This is a genomic window from Phytohabitans maris (genome assembly GCF_031085175.1).
Classification (GTDB): domain Bacteria; phylum Actinomycetota; class Actinomycetes; order Mycobacteriales; family Micromonosporaceae; genus Phytohabitans; species Phytohabitans maris.
Genome location: NZ_JAVHUY010000001.1, coordinates 208186 through 229023 on the forward strand (window position 1 = coordinate 208186; position 20838 = coordinate 229023).

19 protein-coding genes, 2 tRNA genes and 1 pseudogene are annotated in these 20838 nt (G+C 69.5%); 15 read left to right on the top strand and 7 right to left on the bottom strand.

Going from position 1 to position 20838, the window contains the following annotated elements; all coding sequences use genetic code 11:
- Positions 1–288 precede the first annotated feature (288 nt).
- From RB614_RS00940 to RB614_RS44200, 7 genes are all read left to right on the top strand, one after another.
- Entirely contained in the window at positions 289–981 is a 693-nt protein-coding gene (locus tag RB614_RS00940) for a DUF2637 domain-containing protein (protein WP_308710357.1), read from the top strand.
- A 42-nt stretch (positions 982–1023) separates the two neighbouring features.
- Complete coding sequence (locus RB614_RS00945; protein ID WP_308710358.1) at positions 1024–1242, top strand: hypothetical protein; 219 nt, start codon at positions 1024–1026, stop codon at positions 1240–1242.
- Positions 1239–3590, top strand: coding sequence for a type IV secretory system conjugative DNA transfer family protein (locus RB614_RS00950; protein ID WP_308710359.1), 2352 nt, complete (start codon positions 1239–1241; stop codon positions 3588–3590). Before RB614_RS00945 ends, RB614_RS00950 begins: the two co-directional genes overlap by 4 nt.
- A gap of 126 nt (positions 3591–3716) precedes the next feature.
- A complete protein-coding gene (locus RB614_RS00955) occupies positions 3717–4523 on the top strand; it encodes a replication-relaxation family protein (RefSeq protein WP_308710360.1) in 807 nt (268 codons plus the stop codon).
- Between the two features lie 77 nt (positions 4524–4600).
- Complete coding sequence (locus RB614_RS00960; RefSeq protein ID WP_308710361.1) at positions 4601–4999, top strand: helix-turn-helix domain-containing protein; 399 nt, start codon at positions 4601–4603, stop codon at positions 4997–4999.
- 49 nt (positions 5000–5048) lie between these two features.
- Positions 5049–5621 carry an ImmA/IrrE family metallo-endopeptidase gene (locus tag RB614_RS00965; protein WP_308710519.1) on the top strand — a complete coding sequence of 191 codons (573 nt, stop codon included), beginning with the start codon at positions 5049–5051 and terminating at the stop codon, positions 5619–5621.
- Positions 5622–5720: 99 nt separating this feature from the next.
- Positions 5721–7427 carry a recombinase family protein gene (locus RB614_RS44200; RefSeq protein ID WP_428982895.1) on the top strand — a complete coding sequence of 569 codons (1707 nt, stop codon included), beginning with the start codon at positions 5721–5723 and terminating at the stop codon, positions 7425–7427.
- Here the strand turns inward: RB614_RS44200 and RB614_RS00980 are convergent.
- Both RB614_RS00980 and RB614_RS00985 read right to left on the bottom strand, forming a co-directional pair.
- Positions 7384–7460 (bottom strand) — tRNA-Ile (locus RB614_RS00980). The genes RB614_RS44200 and RB614_RS00980 overlap by 44 nt on opposite strands.
- An 88-nt stretch (positions 7461–7548) precedes the next feature.
- Positions 7549–7621 (bottom strand) — tRNA-Asn (locus RB614_RS00985).
- A 195-nt stretch (positions 7622–7816) separates the two neighbouring features.
- Between RB614_RS00985 and RB614_RS00990 the strand changes: the two are divergent.
- Positions 7817–8194 (top strand): annotated as a pseudogene (locus RB614_RS00990) (hypothetical protein).
- Between the two features lie 113 nt (positions 8195–8307).
- Here RB614_RS00990 and RB614_RS00995 read toward each other — a convergent pair.
- Positions 8308–9315, bottom strand: coding sequence for a sugar phosphate isomerase/epimerase family protein (locus tag RB614_RS00995; RefSeq protein ID WP_308710366.1), 1008 nt, complete (start codon positions 9313–9315; stop codon positions 8308–8310).
- 536 nt (positions 9316–9851) lie between these two features.
- On the opposite strand from RB614_RS00995, the gene RB614_RS01000 reads away from it, so the two are divergent.
- The 5 genes from RB614_RS01000 to RB614_RS01020 all read left to right on the top strand — a co-directional run bounded on the left by RB614_RS01000 (position 9852) and on the right by RB614_RS01020 (position 14033).
- Positions 9852–11042 carry a hypothetical protein gene (locus RB614_RS01000; protein ID WP_308710367.1) on the top strand — a complete coding sequence of 397 codons (1191 nt, stop codon included), beginning with the start codon at positions 9852–9854 and terminating at the stop codon, positions 11040–11042.
- A gap of 185 nt (positions 11043–11227) precedes the next feature.
- Positions 11228–11419, top strand: a complete 192-nt coding sequence (locus tag RB614_RS01005; protein WP_308710368.1) for an excalibur calcium-binding domain-containing protein — start codon at positions 11228–11230, stop codon at positions 11417–11419.
- A gap of 63 nt (positions 11420–11482) precedes the next feature.
- The gene (locus tag RB614_RS01010) at positions 11483–11815 is read left to right on the top strand and encodes a DUF952 domain-containing protein (RefSeq protein WP_308710370.1); all 333 of its coding nucleotides are present in this window, start codon (positions 11483–11485) and stop codon (positions 11813–11815) included.
- Positions 11816–11830: 15 nt separating this feature from the next.
- Positions 11831–12805, top strand: a complete 975-nt coding sequence (locus tag RB614_RS01015; RefSeq protein ID WP_308710520.1) for a serine hydrolase domain-containing protein — start codon at positions 11831–11833, stop codon at positions 12803–12805.
- A gap of 349 nt (positions 12806–13154) precedes the next feature.
- Positions 13155–14033 carry an aminoglycoside phosphotransferase family protein gene (locus RB614_RS01020; protein WP_308710371.1) on the top strand — a complete coding sequence of 293 codons (879 nt, stop codon included), beginning with the start codon at positions 13155–13157 and terminating at the stop codon, positions 14031–14033.
- A 57-nt stretch (positions 14034–14090) separates the two neighbouring features.
- Here RB614_RS01020 and RB614_RS01025 read toward each other — a convergent pair whose 3' ends face one another.
- Positions 14091–14978 (bottom strand): ion transporter, encoded by an 888-nt coding sequence (locus RB614_RS01025; protein ID WP_308710372.1) that lies wholly within the window; start codon positions 14976–14978, stop codon positions 14091–14093.
- Between the two features lie 73 nt (positions 14979–15051).
- Here RB614_RS01025 and RB614_RS01030 point away from each other — a divergent pair, with 73 nt between their 5' ends.
- Positions 15052–15561 carry a hypothetical protein gene (locus RB614_RS01030; RefSeq protein WP_308710373.1) on the top strand — a complete coding sequence of 170 codons (510 nt, stop codon included), beginning with the start codon at positions 15052–15054 and terminating at the stop codon, positions 15559–15561.
- Between the two features lie 351 nt (positions 15562–15912).
- Here the strand turns inward: RB614_RS01030 and RB614_RS01035 are convergent, their stop codons facing one another.
- Positions 15913–16590, bottom strand: a complete 678-nt coding sequence (locus RB614_RS01035; RefSeq protein ID WP_308710374.1) for a GNAT family N-acetyltransferase — start codon at positions 16588–16590, stop codon at positions 15913–15915.
- A 50-nt stretch (positions 16591–16640) separates the two neighbouring features.
- Here RB614_RS01035 and RB614_RS01040 point away from each other — a divergent pair, with 50 nt between their 5' ends.
- Positions 16641–17039: a snapalysin family zinc-dependent metalloprotease gene (locus RB614_RS01040; protein ID WP_428982888.1), complete on the top strand. Its 399-nt coding sequence runs from the start codon at positions 16641–16643 to the stop codon at positions 17037–17039.
- On the opposite strand, the gene RB614_RS01045 is transcribed toward RB614_RS01040, so the two are convergent.
- Positions 17021–19093 (bottom strand): putative bifunctional diguanylate cyclase/phosphodiesterase, encoded by a 2073-nt coding sequence (locus RB614_RS01045; protein ID WP_308710375.1) that lies wholly within the window; start codon positions 19091–19093, stop codon positions 17021–17023. The two genes, RB614_RS01040 and RB614_RS01045, sit on opposite strands and share 19 nt — an antisense overlap.
- Before the next feature lie 110 nt (positions 19094–19203).
- Entirely contained in the window at positions 19204–20835 is a 1632-nt protein-coding gene (locus tag RB614_RS01050; RefSeq protein ID WP_308710376.1) for a glycoside hydrolase family 13 protein, read from the bottom strand.
- Between the last annotated feature and the right edge of the window lie 3 nt (positions 20836–20838).

A 20838-nucleotide genomic window follows, 5' to 3' on the forward strand; every position in this document is an offset into this window, starting at 1 on the left:
TACCCGGACTGGTCGCGCTGATCCTGCTGGGTGCTATCGCGTGGTTCATTCTGCGGGGCCGTCGCTAGTTGCGGTCGAGCCTTCTCAATCAACAACAGAAAGGAGCGGACGGTGCCTCCATGCCTCGAAGAGGCCGCAAGAATGGCGACCGGGAACGCGCAGATTTTGAGTCGCGTCAGCGGGACGAGGAGTACCGCGCACTCGCCCGTGAACTGCACCGGGAGTGGTGTGAGCGGTTGGACGACGATGGCGAGTTGATCGAAGACCTCGACCTCTCCGATCTCCCGGATGAGTAGTCCGAAGCGTGACGTGTTCGTGGCCGCTGGCATGGCAGTGTCGGCGGCCTCGGCCGCAGTGTCGTCCTTCGAGGGGCTGCGATCACTGGCCGTACTCGCAGGCTGGAGCGTTTACATGGCTCCGCTGCTTCCGCTCACCATCGACGCGTACGCCATGAGCGCCACGCGGGTATGGCTGTCTGAGTCCACGGCTTCCAGCCGGGCACGACGGTTCGCACGGCGCAATGCGGTGGGGGCCATCCTTGCCTCACTCCTCGGCAACGCCATGTACCACGTCATCGCAGCCGGGTTGCTCGGGATGAGCTGGGTGGTCGTGGTGGTCGTCGGCGGCATACCACCGGTCGTCCTTGGCCTTGTCTCCCACCTCGCGGTGCTCCGTAGGCAGTCCGACCTGCCCGTACCCCAGGCCGTACCGGGGACGAACCATACTGCACCCGGTGCCGTACCCCGTCCCGAGGACGAAGCCAGCAAGCGCCAGCCCCGTACTGAGGACGAACTACTGGTGGCCGCCCGTACCGCTGACGTTCGGCACCGCGCCGAGCATGGGAAGCCCATCACGAGGGATGCGCTGCGGAGAGAGCTGCGGGTCGGTGGGGGACGCGCGACGGCGCTTCTGCGGCGTCTCAAGGAGACCGAAGGTGGGTCCACAGCCTCGTTGTCTATTCCACACCAAAATAGATCTTGACTGTTCCGCTCGCGGAACGCATAAGAACAAATAGGACTGCACATGACCGTGCAGCAAAACGTAAGCGGGAGGCAAGCATGTATGGCGAGAGAGAACAAGCGTCACCGCATCCGCGTGCGCGGGCACCAGCGCGACGACATCGACCTTGACCTCCTGGTGCAGGCGCTCATCCAGATCGGCGAGGAGCGGGCACGGGCGCGCCAAGAAGCTGAAGCAGACGATGAGGCGTCGCCTGACAGCGGGACGGCGAACGCGGCATGACTACAGCCGTTCTCCTGCTCGTCGTCGGCCTGGGCCTGGTCAGCATCGTGCTGGCGGCCCGCTGGATGGATGCGGCGAGTTGGCGGCAGACGTTAGTGGCCGTCGAGCTACACCTTCCGTACGGTCTGACGCCAGACGATGTTGGCCGCTGGCTCAACACCGTAGCGGCGGCTACCCATCCGCATCGCTGGAGCTTGCTGAGCTATCCGCCACTCGTCCTGGAGGCCGTTGCCGACCATGACGGCATTCGTCATCTACTTCTCGCGCCGAAGCGCTTGCGGGAGACGGTACTTAGCGGCCTTCGCGCGGCATTGCCCGGCGTGCGCCTGACCGACGTCCCCGGCTACCTCGATACGCGGCCAGCGTTAACCGTGGCGGCAGAGGCAGCGCAGACCAACCAACGGCGGCAGATGGCCGTCGACCGCGCTGAAGCTACGGCAACTGCCGTCCTGGCCACCCTGCAACCCGTCGACCCCGGCGAGACCATCGTCGTGCAGTGGATCATCACCGGGGCAGGCACGCCGCCTCCGATCCCGTCCCTCGCTCGTCAGCAACACGACCTACCTGAGTGGCTGGCAGCCGAGGAGCTGACGGACGGCGACGCAATCCGTTCCGCCCGCTTGAAGGACAAGGACGCCGCGCTGTACGCCTGTCTCCGGGTCGGCGTCCGGGCCGACCAGTTGGCGCGCGCCTACGCCATCCTGGGGCGCGTCTGGGGCCAGCATCGGGGCGAGAACGCTCCCGGCGTCCTAATCCTCCGGCGCTGGTGGCTGCCGATGCGGTGGGGAGTCTCGCGTCTCTCCCGTCTGGCGGTGCCGGTCATTGGCTGGCCGCTGCTCGTCAGTACGCGGGAAGCAGCGGGCCTGCTGCCCATCCCGGTCGGCGAGGTCGCATTGCCGGGTATCGCGCTCGGACTTGCCCGGCAACTGCCGCCCCCACCGGGGATGCCAACGCTAGGCATCCAGTTAGGAGTATCGAACTACCCCGACTTGCGCGTGCCGCTACGGCTGACAGATGCCGACCGGTTGGCGCATCTCCACGTCCTGGGACCAACCGGTACCGGCAAGTCCACGCTGCTGGCGAACATCATCCTCCAGGACATCGCGGCTGGGCATGGCGTGGTGGTCATCGACCCCAAGAGCGACCTCGTAGCGTCCATATTGGACCGGGTGCCCGAAGACCGGGCAAACGACATCATCGTGGCGGACGCAGCCTCCACGGTGCGGCCAGTCGGCTTCAACATCTTGCGGAGCGCGCACGACGAGCAGGGCCGCGAACTGGTCGTGGACAACGTCATCCACATCTGGCACGAGATTTACAAGGACTTCTGGGGGCCGCGAAGCGAAGACGTGCTGCGCGGTGCCCTGCTGTCGCTCATCAACACTAAGGGAGCCAACGGCGAGCCGTTCACCTTGATCGAAACCCCGGAGCTGTTGACCGCTAACCCCTTCCGCAAGTTCGTGACGGAACAGGACGGCGTACCGGCTGGCCTGGCCTCGTTCTGGAGCTGGTACCGGGGAATGATTCCAGCAGAACGAATTAAGGTAATAGGCCCGATTTTGAATAAATTGCGGGCCGCGACCCTCCGCACCCCGATTCGCCTCATGCTCGGCCAGGCCGAGGGCATTGATCTCGACCGGGTACTTGCCCAACGCCGGGTGCTCCTCGTGCCGCTCAGCGGGGGCACACTCGGCGCAGAGACAGCCGGACTCCTCGGCACGATGCTGCTGGCGGCGCTCTGGCAAGCAGTGCTCGGCAGAGTGGCGCTGCCGGCATCCGAACGTCACACAATGCTGGTGCACGTCGACGAGGCGCAGTCCGTCCTTAAGCTGCCCGTCGACCTGGCCGACATGCTCGCTCAAGCACGCGGCCTCGGCGTCGGTTTCACCCTGGCTCATCAGCATTTGGGGCAGATCGAGGACAAGCAAGTGAAGTCCGCACTGCTCGGCACCGTGCGAAGTCAGATCGTCTTCCAGGCCATGCGTGACGACGCAGCCACGCTCGCACCGAGCTATGCGCCACGGCTGACCGCCGACGACCTCATGGGTTTGAGCCGCTATGAGTTCGCCATGCGCCCGCTGGTCGACGGACAGACGCTCGCACCGCTCACCGGGACGACGCTGCCGTTGCCGCCCAGCATCCGCGATGGTGCTGCCCTGGCCGAGGCGAGCAGGCAGCGGCACGGCCGACCGCGCGCCGAGATCGAAGCGGCCCTCAAAGCCCGCGGCCGTGCGCCAGAAGATCCCGAGCCGAAGACAGCCGCAGACGGTGGCAAGGCCAAGCCCGCGAAGGGGCAGCCGTTCGGCCGACGACGCAAGCCCGGCAAGCCCGAAGGAGGTGAATCATGACCGCCCGATCGCTACCCCGATCGCTCACCCGGTCGCGTCGAGCACGCTTCCGCTACACCCCTGGTCAAGCCCGCCAGATCGGCCGCTACTGCCACCGAAATATGACTGCTGACCGAGGCAGCAGTCATGGGTGAGCGGCGGCGGATGACCGGGGCGGCGGTACGACGGATCGCGGCGGAGCTGTCCGAGCGGGACCGAGCCATCCTGGCGGACGTGGCGCGCGTCCGGGTGCTAACCGGCAAGCAGGTCGACCGGCTGCACTTCGCCGGACTGCAAGGAGTGCACCGCGACCGCACCCGACGGGCGGTACTCGAACGGCTCGTTGGCCTGCAACTGCTCACCCCCTTGGAGCGACGCATCGGCGGGACCCGAGCCGGTTCGTCCGGGCTGGTGTTCGCGCTGGGACCTGCCGGACAGCGGCTCCACGCCATCGAAGAAGACGCTGCCAGGGGACGCATTCGCCAACCGGGTACACCCACGCCGCGCTTCATGATCCACAACTTGGCCGTCGCGGAACTATACGTGAGCCTCGTAGAGGCATCGAGGACCGGCGCCTGCACTCTCGTCGACTACTGCGCCGTACCGATGAGCTACTGGCGCACGAGTGAGGGCGGCTGGATTAAGCCGGACGCTTACGCGGTCGTGGGAACTGGCGACGTCGAAGACTCGTGGGCCATCGAGGTGGACAACGCCACTGAGAGCTTGCCGACCCTGCGACGCAAGCTCCTCGTGTACGTCGGCCTAGCCAAGAACGAGGAGTGTGGGCCGGATGGCGGGCCGCTGCCGCGGGTCCTCGTCACGGTTCCGGACGAACGTAGGTACACGGCCGTCCAGTCGCTGCTACGCACGCTGCCCGATCCAGCAGAAGCCCTGTTCGCGCTGACCATGCATGACCGCGCTGTTCCCTTGATCGTGCGGGTTCTCAGAGAATGAAAGCAGATTGTTGTCAATTCTACTGTTCCGCTGGCGGAACAAAGAACGTATACTTATGTACGTAAACAGGAGGGAAGATGACCAGCACTAAACGTGGGCCGGATCAAACGCTCGGCCAGTACCTTGAATCGGCCCGTCAAGAAGCGGGCTACAGTTTGCGGCAACTGGCAGGCATAAGCGGTTTGGCGATGTCCAGCGTGAATCGGCTGCTCAAGGATGAAGTTGAGCAACCGTCACCTGAACACTTGACCGCGCTGGCGCGAGCCTTAGAACTGAACGCCACAGACCTTTTCCTGCTCGCCGGGCTACCGATACCGGAGCAAGCAGCAAGCCTGGACATCATGCTACGGAAAGGCTATGGCGTCAGTGATGACGAGCTTCCGGCGCTAAAGCGTGAGATAGAAGCGCTGATTGCCAAGCACACAGACAGGCCAGATCGACATCATACTCGTAAGAAAGGGGGGAATAATGAATAAGACCACTAGCACTGGACTACGTCACATCATTAAGGCACTGCGGGGCTTGGTGCCACATCGTCATCTAACGCGCGGCGAGAGCTTTGCCCTTGCCGAACGGCAGGCGAACTATGCCCTGCAACTCACCGGTCAGACTCGGCCGGACGTCCACCTCGACTGGATTCTTGACCTGCCCAAGGTTGAAGTACAGCTCGCGCCACGGTACAAGATGGACGGACTGGCGGGCTTCACGACGTTCACGCACGGCCGTTATTTCATCATGGTCAACAAGAACGACAACCACACCGATCGCAGGCTGACGCTGGCGCACGAGTTCAAGCACCTTTTGGACTACACCGCAGCGTCCGTCATCCATCGCGCGCTCGGCTACGGGGATGCCGCCCGGCAAGCGCAGTACATCGAGGACATCTGCGACCACTTCGCGGCCTGCCTCCTCATGCCGCGCATCTGGCTCAAGCGCGCCTGGATTGCCGGGATACAGGACATATCCGCGCTCGCAGGGTTGTTCACCGTGTCCGAAGAAGACATGGAGAAGCGCCTGCGGTTCCTAGGCTTCCTTGACGACGGGCCACGGCCACTCAAGTCGTACTTCCGGCGCGAGAAGTTCGCGCTCGCAGCATAACGAAGAGAAAGGAGGGTAACGATGGTGAGGTCAACACGCGACAGCGGCCGGACGGTGAAGCGGGCGATAGCCCTACTTCGCGTATCGACTAAGGGCCAGATGCAGACGGACTACAACCCCGAAGGCATCTCCCTGCCCGCCCAACGGCAGACCATCAAGGGCAAGGCCAAGGAACTTGGCGCGGTCATAGTTGACGAATACCTGGAACCGGGCAACACCGGTACGACGATGGCCAAGCGTCCGGTCTTCCGCCAGATGATGGAGCGCATCCGGCGCGAGCGGGACGTGGACTACATCATCACCTATGCCTCCAGCCGCATGCACCGCAACTGGAAAGAGAACGGCGCGGTGCTCCTGGAGCTGCAACAGCTCGGTGTCCGCTTCGTCTCGGCCACGGAGAACATCAACGACGACACGGCCGAAGGTGAGCTGCTGGAGGGCATCTATGCCGTCATCAACGGCTTCCGCTCCCGCCAGGACGGTGAGGATATCCGGCGCAAAATGAGCTACAAGCACGAGCAAGGCGGCACCCTGCACCGTGCCCCGATCGGCTACCTCAACGTCACCGAGAGCGTGGACGATCGCCAGGTCCGTACGGTCGTCATCGACCCCAAGCGGGGACCACTCGTTCGGCTCGCATTCGAGTTGTACGCCACGGGCAGCTATACCCTCCGCAGCTTGCGGGACAAGCTTGTAGAGGCCGGATTAGCCACCAAGCCGCACGGCAAGCGTGGTGCTGGCCCTATCTCGATCCACCTCCTCGGCAACATGCTCCGCGAGCGCTACTACCTCGGCTATGTGGAGTGGGGCGGCGTCGAGCACAAGGGCCGTCACGAGCCGCTGATCTCTCAAGACCTGTTTGACCGGGTGCAACGTGTACTCTACGGCGACCGGCGCGCGGGCAAACGGGAACGCACCCACGATCACTACCTCCGCGGTGTGATCTGGTGTGGGCGCTGCCAAGCCCGTCTCATGATCATGACCGGCCGGAGCAGGCTCGGAGTCCAGTACCACTACTACGTCTGCCGGGGACGGCAGGAACGGGTCTGCGACCTGCCCTATCTGAAGATTGAGGACGTCGAACGCGCCGTGCTCGCCAACTATGCGACCGTCCGCCTGCCGGACGACTTCCGCGACCAGGCGGCGCGTGTCATGAGCCAGGCAGCCGCCGAGAGCGGTACCACCCGTGCCGCCCTTCGGAAGCAGCTCGAACGGCAACTCGCCGACATCGAGGCCAAGGAGGATCACTACCTTGACTTGGTGGGCGACCCGTCGTGGCCCAAAGAGAAGCTGAACCAGCGGATCATCGCTCTGCGCGAAGATCGCACCCGCATCGAGGCGCAGCTCTTGAGCGGTCCCAGCGACGTGCAGACCGGCCTGGACCTCTTCCTTGCCACCCTTGACCTGCTGGACAACCCGCAAGCCCTGTACGCAGAGGCGTCGGTGTCGGTCAAGAAGGTGATCAACAAGGCGATCTTCACGAAGCTCTACGTCGATGTGGATGCGGAGGTCAAGGTGGTGGACGACGACCTGAACGAGCCGTTTGCCACGGCCATCTACGCCCGGAGGGCTGACGCGGGGGTGGCCACCCAGAGCGAGCTTCGCCGAGTCGTAGACGAGACCCTGAAGACCGCCAAGAAGCGGCCTGTGCCCCGCAGGGGCCAGACAAACAGAAGGAGCGGCATTGCTGCCGCTCCAAGGTTCACCGCTGCCGCGTCGCTCCTCTGCGCCCTGCGGGTGCAGGGTTCGAGTAACGCGGATTTGGTGGGGCGGGCGGGACTCGAACCCGCGACCGAGGGATTATGAGTCCCCTGCTCTAACCTGCTGAGCTACCGCCCCCTGCTGGCGCGGGGATCGTATCCTGCGCCCGGTGTCGGCGGCCACTGACCCGCCGCGCGGGGGAGAAGTGGATCGATGGGAGGCAAAGCTCCCCCATTTGGACTCGAACCAAAAACCTGCCGGTTAACAGCCGGCTGCTCTGCCAATTGAGCTATGGGGGATCGGGCTGGCCCCGGATCGCTCCGGTGCTGCGCGACTGCACAAGAGTACAGGACGTTGGGGGCTGCGCGGCTACCGGGTTACCGGGGACACGCCAGCGCCAATTCGGGACATTCTGCCGCTCGGCGCCCAAGAGTGCATGAGGGCGAGGCAGGATGGGTACGTACCGGTGTACAGACCTCTGGGAAGGAGCCGCTATGCGCGGAAAGCTGTGGTTCATCGGCGGGCTGGCTGCGGGCTTCGTCCTGGGTGCCCGCGCCGGCCGGGAGAGGTACGAGGAGCTGGTCCGCAACGCCCGCAAGGTGTGGGACCACCCGACGGTGCAGGAGGCGGCCGGCGTCGCGCAGGCGCAGGCGAACCGCCTCTACGCGGAGGGCAAGGACCGCCTGGCCCACACCCGGGTCGGCGAGAAGCTCACCGGCGGCACGGACGACGCGGTGGCCGCGTCGACCGGGCCCAGCAGCTCACAGCGCAACAACAGCACAGTCTAGAACCTGTCCACGAGCAACGGGCCCGGCCAGTCGAAGGCCGGGCCCGCATTGCCCGTCGGCCAAGGCTCAGCACCGAACGGCTGAGCCCCCTCGACGGACCAGGCCCGGCCGAGAGGGCCAAAGCCAGCCCCGAGCCAGCCCCCGAGAGGCCAAGCCAAGCCCGAGGGGCGGAAGCCAAGCCAAGTCGGGCCGAAACCTCAGTCCTTGCTCGCGAACGCCGCGTCGAACGCGGCCTCGGGCGCGTCAAAAGCCAACCGCCGCACGAACTGGAGTGCCTCGGGCGCGCCCACGAGCCGGTCCATGCCCGCATCCTCCCACTCGATCGAGATGGGGCCGTCGTACCCGATCGCGTTGAGTGCCCGGAAGCAGTCCTCCCACGGCACGTCGCCGTGGCCGGTGGAGACGAAGTCCCAGCCGCGGCGCAGGTCGGCCCAGGCCAGGTGGGAGGCGAGGCGACCGCGGCGGCCGTCGCCGGTGCGGACCTTCGCGTCCTTGCAGTCGACATGGTAGATCCGGTCGGCGAAGTCGAGGATGAAGTTGACCGGGTCGAGCTCCTGCCACACGAAGTGCGACGGGTCCCAGTTCAGCCCGAACGCGGGCCGCCGCCCCACGGCGTCCAGCGCCCTGACCGTGGTCCAGTAGTCGTACGCGATCTCGCTGGGGTGCACCTCGTGCGCGAACCGGACACCCTCCTCGTCGAAGACGTCGAGGATGGGGTTCCAGCGGTTGGCGAAGTCCTCGTACCCCTTTTCGATCATCGAAGGTGGCACCGGCGGAAACATGGCCAGTGTGTGCCAGATGGACGATCCGGTGAAGCCGACGACGGTGCGGACGCCGAGCTTCGCCGCAGCGCGGGCCGTGTCTTTGATCTCCTCAGCCGCCCGCTGCCGTACCCCCTCCGGTGAGCCGTCACCCCAGATGCGGGCCGGCAGGATGCCCTGGTGGCGCTCGTCGATGGGGTGGTCGCAGACCGCTTGGCCGACGAGGTGGTTGGAGATCGCGAAGACCTGGAGGTTGTACTTCGCGAGCGTCTCCCGCTTGCGCTCGACGTATCCGTCCTCGTTGACCGCCTTGTCGACCTCGAAGTGGTCGCCCCAGCAGGCGATCTCCAGGCCGTCGTAGCCCCACTCGGAGGCGAGCCGGCAGATCTCCTCGAACGGCAGGTCGGCCCACTGGCCAGTGAACAGCGTGATCGGTCGGGCCATGTCCCTCTCCTGTAAAGAGCGGTGGACGGCGCGAGGAGACCGGTCCGGTGCATGCGGCGGCGCGGCCGGGGCGGCGGGTGGCAAGCGACGCCGAGCGGGTTGCGCCTCCCGCCCGGACACACACCCACGCCCAGACAACGCCAGCCCAACTCTAGACGAAAGCAGATGTCACACTCCACCGTCGCTCGCGCCGGTTCCGCGGGGCCCGGGTCGCCGACGCACGCCGGCTCGCGACCAGATCGCCGTGCCGCTTCCGGCCCGTCCGGGTCGGGCTTTACAAGCAGAGGGGGTACGCGCGGCGGGGCGACCGGATGTCCAGCGAGTCACCCCATTCGGGGTGCGCCTGACTGAACCCCGGACATCGGCCGAACGGCTGATCTGAGCGGTTGAATCGCACGGGCATAAATCGCCGTTAAGGAAAAGCCGTTTAGCTTTAAATCATCATTTGCAGCTTGGCGCTGCCTCAACGCCGACTCATAAAGTGACTGCACCCGCCGAAACGAGAGCCGCATTCGGCTTCGAGGAAAAGGTGCACCATGTACAGGTCGGTACGACGGCGCAAGGGTCTCCTGTCCACGCGGCGCAACCGGGTCATCGCGATCATCGGTACGCTCGCCGTCTTCGGCGGCGGCATCACGGTGACGCAGGTGTCCTCGGCGCACACCAACCGGCGCCCCACCGCCAACCGCCCGCCGGCCTGCGCGCCGGCGCCGGGCGGCACGGCACCGGCCGGTCAGGGCGTCACCACCACCCGGCAGAACGGCCGCACGGTCCGTAACTACTGGGGTGACGGCCAGGACTGCGGCACCCAGGCGGCCGCCCAGACGGTCTCCTGCCCCGACGTCGAGCAGCGGCTCCCGGAGATCCCGGCGCGGGCCCGCGACGAGGTGGCCCGCAACCTCGACCTGCTCCAGCAGCAGATCGCCGAGGCCAACCGGCGGCTCGCCACGAGCCAGGGCCAGGGCGGCGCGAACTTCGTGCAGAACGTCATCCTCGGCCCGCTCGCCGACAAGCGCCGCGCCACGCTCGACCGCATCACCATCGCGATCGACCGGGCCGGCCCGCGCCCGCAGGGCCTGCGCGAGCTCGCCACGTGCACGGTGACCAGCACTGGCGGCGGCAACAGCACCGGCGCGCCCAACCAGCCGGCCACCGGCGCACCGACCACCGCACCGCCGCCGCTGGACTTCGGTCCGGACGAGTGCTCCGAGGGCAACGGCCTGGACATCCACGACGGCTTCCAGAACGGCAACCGCTGCGTCGACACCGAGATGGGCGAGGTAGCCAACGCCGACCAGAACCCGACGCTGCTCATCGTCAGCGCGCCGCAGTCGGTACGGGTCAACCAGCCGTTCACGATCCGGGTCAGCACCCGCAACCTGATCCGCGACCGCTTCCTCCCGGCCGGCCAGGGCGGCTACTACGTGGACATGTCCATCCTCAACGACCAGAACCTGGTCCGCGGACACTTCCACAGCGCCTGCCGCCAGCTCGACAGCACGCGCGTCGCACCCGACCCCGCGCCAGTGCCGGCATTCTTCGTGGCCACCGAGGACAACGGCGGCGGCGCCGCGCCGGACGTCATCGAGATCCGAGTGCCGGGTTTGGCCAACCGGGGCATCTTCCAGTGCGCCTCCTGGGCCGGCGACGCCTCACACCGCATCCCGATGATGCAGCGCGCCAACCAGATCCCCGCCTTCGACGCGGTCCGAGTCATCGTCCGATAGCGACAGTCAGCAGCGCCCACCGGCACACCTCCCTGTGCCCGGTGGGCGCTGCCTTCCCGGAATCAGCCGCCCGACCGTCGGCGTCGCACCCGCGAGGCGGCAACCAACCCTGGCCTGACAGGGACTGACATTGATCGCCCTCGCTGGACGACACTCCGGAGCATGACCTATCGAAACCGCCCGCGGTGCGCAAGCCGCCGGCGGCGCCGAAGACCACCAAGCCGCCGGCGCCACCGCCCGAGGACGAGCCCGACGACGTGTACTACGCCAGCTGCGCGGAGGCGAAGCGCGACGGAGCCGCACCCCTGTACCGGGGTGACCCTGGCTACCGCAGCGGACTCGACCGCGACGGCGACGGTGTGGCCTGCGAATCCTGATGGCGCGGCGCGCTCCCGAGAGCGGCAGCCTCGGTGCGGCGCCGCGCGTTTAGGGTGGGACGTGTGCTGATCTACAAGATCCTGCTGCCCGCCGAGTGGGCTGAGTGGGAGGCGGCCGGGCGGTTCGAGGGTTCGCCGTTCGACCATGAGTCCGGGTTCATCCACTGTTCCTCGCGCGCCCAGGTGGGCGCCACCGCCCTGGGGGTGTTTCCGGACGAGCCCACGCTCGTAATCGCCGCCATCGACGGGGACGCGCTGGGGGAGAGCGTCCGCTGGGAGGAGTCCTCCGACGGTGGCGTGTTCCCGCACGTGTACGCGCCGGTGCCGCGGGACGCCGTCACCGCCGTCTACCAGGTCGCCGGCGCGGCCGAGGTCGACAAGGCGCTGCCCGCCTAAGCTGTCGATGTGTCGATACGTGAGCGGCTGGACGAGGTGATCGGGGCCGGTCAGGCCGGCGGGCTGCACTCGGTCATCGTGATCCACAGTGGACATACTGTGCTGGAGCACTACGGCAGCGGCGAGGACTTCACCTGGGGTACCCCGCTCGGCACCGTCGACTTCGGCCCGCACACCCCGCACGACGTGCGGTCGGTGACCAAGAGCGCGGTGGCCCTGCTGTACGGGATCGCGCTCGGTGACGGCCTCGTGCCCGAGCCGGCCGCGCCGCTGCTGGCCGGCTTCCCGGAGTACCCCGACCTGGGCGCCGATCCCGCCCGGGCTCAGCTCACCGTCGAGCACGCGCTGACCATGTCGCTCGGGCTGGAGTGGAGGGAGGAGATCCCGTACGACAGCCCGGCCAACGCGGAGATCGCCATGGAGCTGGCCCCGGACCGCTACCGGTTCGTGCTGGAGCGGCCGGTCGTCGAGGCGCCCGGCGTGCGGTACTCGTACAGCGGTGGCGCCACCGCCCTGCTCGGCGGGCTGATCGCGGGGGGCACCGGCCGGCCGCTCGCGGACTACGCCCGCGAGGTGCTCTTCACACCGCTGGGCATCGGCTCGTTCGAGTGGATGGCCGGCTCGGACGGCGTGGCCTCGGCCGCGTCCGGGCTGCGCCTGGCCACCCCGGACCTGGCCCGCATCGGCGAGCTCGTGCTGGCCGGCGGGGCGTGGGACGGCCGCCAGGTGGTGCCCGCCGGCTGGCTCGCCGAGATGCTCCGGCCGCGGCTGCCGACCGAGTGGGGCGGCAGGTACGGCTACCACTGGTACAGCGGTGAGATGGGCGGCCACCGCTGGGTCGGCGCGATGGGCAACGGCGGGCAGCGCCTGACGATCCTGCCCGACCTGGGCGTGGTCGTGGCCATCGCGGCCGGCAACTACGACGATCCCGAGCAGTGGCGCACGCCGAACGCGGTCCTGGAGCGGGTCGTGCTCCCGAGCCTCGCCTGATGCTGGCCCGCGCCCTGCCTCGCCGCGCTCACGGCACTGGCTCTCGCGGCGTGCGCCGCGGAGCAGACCCCGGCGCCGCCACCGCCGTCCACCCCGGCGGCCACGAGCGCCACACCCGAGCACGAGCCCGACTTCGAACGGCTCGAGCCGCGCTGGTCGCGGCCCTTGCCATCGAGGGGCCGCGCCCCCGGTAGACGGCTTGCGGCCGGACGCGGTCGGCAGCCGCTTCGCGAACCGAAACGAGCGCTCGGTACCCTTCGCCCGTGACCGCACGGGTGAGCCGGCTGGTGCTGGTCCGGCAGGCGATGCCGGAGCGGCGGCCGGCCGCGCGCCGGACGGGCCCGGCGGCATGAGCGGGGTCGGGCCGCGGTTGGTCAGCCGGCTGATCGCCAAGCAGTTTCCACAGTGGGCTGACCTGCCCGTCCGCGAGGTCCGCACGGCCGGCACCGACAACCTCATCTACCGGCTCGGCGACGAGCTTGTGGTCCGCCTGCCCGCCCTGCCCAGGGCGGCGCCGATGGTGGGCCGGGAGTGGGAGTGGCTGCCCCGGCTGGCGCCCCGCCTCCCGCTGGACGTGCCGGTGCCGCTCGGCGCCGGCGTGCCGGACGCCGACTTCCCGTACCCGTGGTCGGTGTACCGGTGGCTCGACGGTGAGACGCTCGCCGCCCGGCCCGAGGTCGACCTGCGCGACGCGGCCGTACGGCTGGGGCGGTTCGTGGCGGCGTTGCAGCGGATCGACACCGCCGGGGCGCCGCGCTCGCCCCGGGCCCTACCGGTCGGTCCCGGCGACGCCGACGTCCACGAGTCGATCGGACGCCTGGCCGCCGTGGGCCTGGTCGACGCCGAGCGGGCGACCGCGGTGTGGGAGGACGCCCTCGCCGCGCCGCCGTGGCACCGGCCGCCGGTCTGGCTGCACGGCGACCTGCTGCCGGCCAACCTCGTCGCGCGCGGCGGCCGCCTCGCCGCGGTCATCGACTTCGGCCTGGCCGGCACCGGCGACCCGGCCACCGACCTGCTGCCCGCCTGGGCGTTGCTGACCGCCCGGACCCGCGACGTCTTCCGCGCGGTGGTGGGCGTGGACGAGGCGACCTGGCGGCGGGGGCGCGGCTGGGCGCTACGGGCCGGGCTCGGCGCGGTGCGCGTCTACCGGTACACGAACCCGGCCCTGGCCGCCGCCGGACGCCACTCTCTGGCGGAGGTCCTCGCTGACTTCCGGGTCAGCACCTGACGCCAGGCCATCAGGCCTTCACGCCGATCACCAGGCCCGACGCCCAGGCCAGGGAAATCAAGGGCTTCGCGGCAACGGTGCTTTGGCGCGGTGGCCGGGTTCCTCGCGTTCGATGCGCAGCTCCCGTTCGAGCTCGGCGACGAGCGTTCTCAGGTCGTCCAGCCGCTGACTGATGGCGATGCGGTCGATCTCGTCGGGCACCCCGTCGCCGTCCTCGTCGGCCGCCATCCGCTCGGTCATCTCCAGCCGGCGGGCCTCCTCCATCGAGTTGACGATGACCGCGATGAGGATGTTGAGCAGCAGGTTGGCGGTGATGAGCACGTAGCTGACGTAGTACACGAGGGTCCAGGGCGACAGCGCCATGCCCTGCTCGATGAGGTCGGGCAGGTTTTCCAGCGACAGCAGCACGAAGAGGGTGAGCACGGCCCGCCCGATCGTGCCGTACTCGTCGGGGGCGTGTTCGGCGAAGATGAGCCAGCCGGCCATGCCGTACACGTAGAGGGTCACCATCGCCAGCGCCAGGAAGCCGCCCACGCCGGGCAGGCTGCGCAGCAGCGCCGCCACGATCGTGCGCAGGCCGGGGGAGAAGCGCACCAACCGCACCACCCGGGCGATGCGGATGACTCGCAGGGCGGGCGAGTCGCCGTGCAGGCCGGGGATGAAGGCGGCGGCGATGACCACGAAGTCGAAGACGTTCCAGCCGTGGCGGAAGAAGTCCTGCGGGCGGCGGCCGTGCGCGAGGATCCGGATGACTATCTCGGTGACGAAGAAGGCCCGGAAGAACCACTCGAGCAGGTGCAGCGGCGGGCCGACGATCCCGAGGTGCGGGTATGTCTCCAGGCCCAGTACGGCCGCGTTCGCGCCGATGAGCACGACGATGACCACCTCGAACGCGCGCGACCGGACGATCCGGCCGCAACGGTCAGCCAGGCGCGATGGCGGCACAGCGGACTCCTCCCCAGACTGTCGCGTGCGGTTCGTTCTTGCCAGCATGTGGCAACAAGGTATGGTTGCCGGCATGGAACCTGGCGGTGACGAGCCGCCGGGCTCCGCTGCGATGATCCCGGGCGTCCGGGCACTCGTCGAGTCCGTGCTGCTGAGCGCACGGGGCGGACGGCTCTGCTTCCGCACCGTGTCCCGGCCGCTCGGGCCCGGCGAGCACCCGGACGCCTGCGCGCGGAGCCTGGCCGGCCACGGTGTGGGGCTGCTGCACTCGACCTCGTGGCGGCACACCGCCGGCGGCATCGTGCTCACCTACGTGGCGCTGCCCGACCCGGATCCGGCCGCGCCGGCCGAGCCCGTGCTCGACCTGCCGGACGCGCGCGGCCCCGACCCGCTGACCCCGAGCCCGCCGGTGGTGCGCCCGGTCGACGTGGCCGCGCACGCCTGCCGGCACCTGGCGTTCCTGCGCCACACCGACCCGCAGGTGGCCGGCGCCGCGCCTGGCGCGCGCGAGCTGTGGGACCTCGTCGACGTCTTCACCCCCGCCGTCGCCGGCCTGCTCCCGGCGGTGACCGGAGCGCGGTAGGCGCCTTTCCCTTCAATAGATTCGGGCTACCGCGACGTCCGTCGTGGTCCAGACCGTCGCTCCCGCGGCCTCACCCTCCGCGGTTGGTCGCGGTCACACCACTCTCACCTCCGGTGAGAGCCGGACCGTCAGGGCATGACGACGCCGCGGGCGGCCTTCGAGATGCGTGCGCGGAGTCGCAAGTGGACGGGGCGTAGCGGCCTCGGTGCCCGCTCCGGTCCGGTGACAGCGCGGGGAAACCCGCGGACCTGGCAGCGGAGGCCGGGGATTTCGGCGAGCGCAAGCGAGCCGCCGGCCGGAGCGGTGCCCGCGGGAGCAAACGGTCCGCAGCCGGCGCGGACCGGGGTAAATCTATTTGTGTCGCTTCAGCACGGTGATGGTCACATCGCGGCGGAGGCTGAAGCCGATCGACTTGTAGAGGCGCAGGGCCGTGGTGTTGTCGGCGGCCGCGTGCATGAACGGGGTCTCGCCGCGCGCCCTGATGCCGGCGGCGACCGCCCGCACGATGCGGGTGGCGAGGCCCTGGCCGCGGTGGGTCGGGTCGGTGCAGACCGCGCTGATCTCGGTCCAGCCGGGCGGGTGGAAGCGCTCGCCGCCCATCGCGACGAGCCGCCCTTCCCGCCGGATCCCCAGGTATGCGCCGAGCTCGACGGTGCGCCGCCGGAACGGGCCGGGCTCGGTGCGGGAGACGAGGTCGAGCATCTCGTCGACGTCGGCCGGCCCCAGCGGCACCGCCTCGGGATCCGGCGCGGCGCGCAGTGCCGTGTCGACCAGTTGTACGCCGGCGAACACCTCCAGCACCGCCCAGTCCGGCGATGGGGTCACGGCGCCGCCGACCGTGGCGACGACCCCGCCCGGGCCGGTGATGGCGGCGAGGTCGGCCCACGCCCGCCCGCCGGCGTCGGGGCGTAGGGCGGCGAACGGCGCCACGTCCGAGGGGTACCGGGCGGCGTCGCCGGCGCGGCGGCCGAGGTGCTCGTGCGCGCCGGTCAGGGCGGCCCACACGGGGTGGTCCAGCACGTCTGTCACGGACAGATCATCGCGCGCCGGCCGGTGGAGGGCGCTATGGGACAATTGCTATGCGGTGCGGGTCACGCCGGCCGGCGGCCCAGATCTGGAACAGCAGCGTGACCAACGTCCGCCTGCAGGCCGGCTCCCCGGCGACCGTCACCATCTACGTCGACAGTGGATGGCCGCGGGCGTACGTGACCGGGCTCGGCTCCGGCCGCATCTACATGGGCTGGCAGGCGGTCGACCAGGGCTACAACCGCACCCGTATCGCCACCCACGAGTGGGGACACATCCTCGGCCTGCCGGACAACCGTACCGGCCGCTGCTCGGACCTCATGTCGGGCAGCAGCGCGCCGGTCTCCTGCGCCAACGCCACGCCCAGTGCGGCCGAGGCATCCCGGGTCAACTCGCTCTTCGCCGGCAGCGCCGTGCCGGTACCGGCGAAGGCCTACGTCTGGGGCAGCTGACCGACCGCGGGCCGTACCAGCTCTCCCGCCGCCATCCACCGGACCAGCTCCCCGCCGGGCATCGGGCGCGCGGCGATCCAACCCTGGATCAGCGTGCACCCGGTCTCGGCGAGGAGCCGGCGGGTGTACTCGTTCTCCACGCCCTCGGCGACGGTGCGGATGCCGAGGGTCCGGGCCATCTCCACAATGGAGCGTACGATCGCGGCGTCGTCCCGGTTGCCGGCCATCCCGCTGACGAACGAGCGGTCGATCTTGATCTCGCTGATCGGCAGGCGGCGCAGGTGTTGCAGCGACGAGTAGCCGGTGCCGAAGTCGTCGAGCGACACCGCCACGCCCAACCCGGCGATCCGGTTGACCGTCGCCTGCACCCGGCTGGGGTCGGCGAGCAGCGAGCTCTCGGTGATCTCCACCTGGATCCGCTCCGGCGGCACGCCCCGCTCGTCCAGCCGCCGGGCCAGGTGCGTGGCCAGGTCGTCGCTGTAGAGGTCGCGGACGCTGACGTTGAGCGAGGCGCGGATGTCCAGCCCGGCCGCCGGCCAGCCGGCCGCCTGCGCGGTCACGTCGTCGATGACCCGCATGGTGAGCTGCCGCATGACCGAGCTGTGCTCGGCGACGCTGAGCAGCTCGCGGGTGGATACCAGGCCGTGCGTCGGGTGGTGCCAGCGCAGCAGCGCCTCCACACCCTCCACCTCACCGGTGGCGAGCGACACCTGCGGCTGGTAGTGCATCGTGACCTGGTCGGCTCGCGGGGAGCTGAGCGCGTCCCGGAAGTCGGTGAGGAGCTTGAGCCGCTCCGGGCTGTTCTGGTCGGCCCGGGCCGCGTACGTGGCGACCGCGTCGCCGCGCTGCTTCGCCTCGTACATCGCCACGTCCGCGTGGCGCAGCAGGGTGGCGAAGTCCTCGCCGTCCGAATAGGACGCGATGCCGAGCGAGGCGGTGACGTCGATCTGCAGGCGGTCCAGCCGCACCGGCTCGACGAGCGCGTGGACCACCGAACACGCCACGCGTTCGGCCTCCTCGGGGGTGTGCGTGGCGAGCAGGATCGCGAACTCGTCGCCGCCCAGCCGCGCCACGATGGCGTCCCGGGGCTGTACCGAGGCGATCCGGTGGGCCACCCCGACCAGCAGCCGGTCGCCGACGTCGTGGCCGAGCGAGTCGTTGACGTGCTTGAACCGGTCGAGGTCGAGCATCAGCAAGGACAGCGCGCGGGGTGCCGGCACCCCGTCCGGCGCCACCCGGTCGCGGGCGGCCATCAGGTCGCAGAAGCCGGCGCGCAGGCCGGTGCGATTGGCCAGGCCGGTGAGCGGGTCCATGCGGGCGGCCCGGTCCCGCTCGGCCGACAGGCGGGCCATCCGCTGCACGGCGAAGAGCGGCAGGAAGATCAGCGGTACGAAGCCGACGTTGATGTGCGCGGCCACCGCCAGCACCGGGCTCAGCAGCAGCAGGGAGGCCTTGAACAGCAACTGGTTGCCGATCGCCCGGCCCAGCCCGCGCGGGTGTGCCGACGCCCCGCGCAGCACCGAGTGGCCGAACTCCAGGACCGCGTACACGACGAGCCAGGCGGCGACCGCGCCGACGACGGCGACCGCGTCGGTGACGATGTTCGTCGGCCCGGCGCGCTCGAACGGATCCGGCTGGCCCAGCCACAGCACGCCCGCGGCGGCGGCGAAGGCGAGGGTGTACTGCCCCCACGCCTTGACTCCCTCGCTCATCGGGGCGCGCAGCTTCCAGCGCACCATCAGCACCGCGACCGCCTGCGCCACGATCGCCGGGCCGAGGCCCCAGCAGAGCAGGATCGCGAACGTGAAGCAGATCGTCGGGCACACGATCAGCGGCGACCGGCCCGGCGCCGGCGTGTCGATGAAGGCGAGGGCTCCGGCCAGCACGGCGAGCGCGGTCATCAGCCACATCGCCGGGTGCCGGGTCGCGGCGTCCACCACCTGGCCCGCGGATAGCGCTGTGACGAGCACCCCGGCGCCGCCCATCGCCACCGTGTAGAGCCGGAGAAGGTGCTGCCTGCCCCACCGGCCTTCCGCCGCGATCACCGCCGCCACGCAGCACCCCCTCAGCCGCCCGTCATGCCCCCTGACCGGCCAAAAGAGTAACCCGAAGGATCTTCACGGCCAACCGCATATGAGAGGTTTATGCAGCAATAGCCGGATTTCTACTCCATAACCATCCAGGCCGCGGTGTCCGCCGGGAGCCGGTCGCCGTCGAGCGGACCACTGGTCAGCGCGACCCGCCCGGCGACCGGCAGCGCGACCGGTTCGCCGGAGAGGTTGACCACGCAGGCGAACGTCGCGTCGCGGCCCCGGCTGAAGACCAGCACCCGGTCGGGCCCGGGCAGCCACGCGAACGGGCCGTCGCCGAGCTCCGGCTGGCCCCGCCGCTGCCCCAGCGCCCGCCGGTACAGCTCCAGCATCGAGTCGGGGTCGCCGGACTCCGCCTCGACGGTCCGGTCGCGCCAGGCGGCCGGCTGGGGGAGCCACGGCTCCGCGGTCGCGCCCGGCGGGCTGAAGCCGAACGGCGGGGCGGTGCCGGACCACGGGATCGGTACGCGGCAGCCGTCGCGGCCCAGGTTTGCCCCGGCGGTGCGGAAGAACATCGGGTCCTGCCGCAGGGCGTCCGGGATGTCCTCGACCTCTTCGAGGCCGAGCTCCTCACCCTGGTACAGGTAGACCGAGCCGGGCAGGGCGAGGTTGAGCAGGAGTGCGGCGCGGGCCCGGCGCAGCCCGAGCGCCCGGTCGGTTGGGGCGCCGAGCTGGCGATAGTCCAATGTGAACGACGTGTCCGCGCGCCCGTACCGGGTCACGTGCCGGGGAACGTCGTGATTGGACAGTACCCAGGTCGCGGCCGCCTTCACCGGGGCGTGCACGGCGAGCGTCTCGTCGATGGTGGCGCGCAGCGCGGCCGCGTCCCAGGGGCAGCCGAGGAACGCGAAGTTGAACGCGGTGTGGATCTCGTCCTCGCGCATGTACGCCACGAACCGCTCCGCGTCCGGCAGCCACACCTCGCCGATCAGCGCCCGCGGCTCCGGATAGCTGTCGGCGATCGCCCGCCACGCCCGGTACACGTCGTGCACCTCGTCGCGGTCCTGGAACGGGTGCGGGAACGGCGGGTCGGCCGGGTCGAAGTCGGCGAGCCCGCCATCCTTCACCAGCAGCGCGGCCGAGTCGATCCGGATCCCGTCCGCGCCCCGGTCCAGCCAGAACCGCAGCACGTCTTCGAACTCCTCGCGCACCTTCGGGTTGTCCCAGTTGAGGTCCGGCTGCTCGGGCGCGAACAGGTGCAGGTACCACTCGCCGGGCGTGCCGTCCGGATTGGTGGTACGGGTCCAGGCCGGGCCGCCGAAGATGGACTGCCAGTCGTTCGGCGGCAGCTCACCGGACTCACCCCGGCCGGGGCGAAACCAGAACAGGTCACGCGCGGTCGAGCCGGGGCCGCTCTGAAGCGCTTCGACGAACCACGGGTGCTTGTCCGAGCAGTGGTTCGGTACGACGTCCACGATGATCCGGATGCCCAGCGCGTGCGCCTCCCGGATCAGCTCCTCGGCCTCGGCCAGGGTGCCGAAGACCGGGTCGATCGCGCGGTAGTCGGCGACGTCGTAGCCGGCGTCCGCCTGCGGCGAGGCGTACCACGGGTTGAACCACACCGCGTCGACACTGAGGCCGGCCAGGTGGTCGAGGTGGGCACGGACGCCGCCCAGGTCGCCGATGCCGTCGCCGTCACTGTCGGCGAAGCTGCGCGGATAGATCTGGTAGATGACGGCCGACCGCCACCACTGGTTGTCACCCAACGA

Coding starts and splice junctions, on each gene's coding strand:
- RB614_RS00940 (WP_308710357.1), top strand. CDS start 289: ATGAGTAGTCCGAAGCGTGACGTGTTCGTGGCCGCTGGCATGGCAGTG.
- RB614_RS00945 (WP_308710358.1), top strand. CDS start 1,024: ATGACCGTGCAGCAAAACGTAAGCGGGAGGCAAGCATGTATGGCGAGA.
- RB614_RS00950 (WP_308710359.1), top strand. CDS start 1,239: ATGACTACAGCCGTTCTCCTGCTCGTCGTCGGCCTGGGCCTGGTCAGC.
- RB614_RS00955 (WP_308710360.1), top strand. CDS start 3,717: ATGGGTGAGCGGCGGCGGATGACCGGGGCGGCGGTACGACGGATCGCG.
- RB614_RS00960 (WP_308710361.1), top strand. CDS start 4,601: ATGACCAGCACTAAACGTGGGCCGGATCAAACGCTCGGCCAGTACCTT.
- RB614_RS44200 (WP_428982895.1), top strand. CDS start 5,721: ATGCAGACGGACTACAACCCCGAAGGCATCTCCCTGCCCGCCCAACGG.
- RB614_RS00995 (WP_308710366.1), bottom strand. CDS start 9,315: ATGGCCCGACCGATCACGCTGTTCACTGGCCAGTGGGCCGACCTGCCG.
- RB614_RS01000 (WP_308710367.1), top strand. CDS start 9,852: ATGTACAGGTCGGTACGACGGCGCAAGGGTCTCCTGTCCACGCGGCGC.
- RB614_RS01020 (WP_308710371.1), top strand. CDS start 13,155: ATGAGCGGGGTCGGGCCGCGGTTGGTCAGCCGGCTGATCGCCAAGCAG.
- RB614_RS01030 (WP_308710373.1), top strand. CDS start 15,052: ATGGAACCTGGCGGTGACGAGCCGCCGGGCTCCGCTGCGATGATCCCG.
- RB614_RS01040 (WP_428982888.1), top strand. CDS start 16,641: ATGCGGTGCGGGTCACGCCGGCCGGCGGCCCAGATCTGGAACAGCAGC.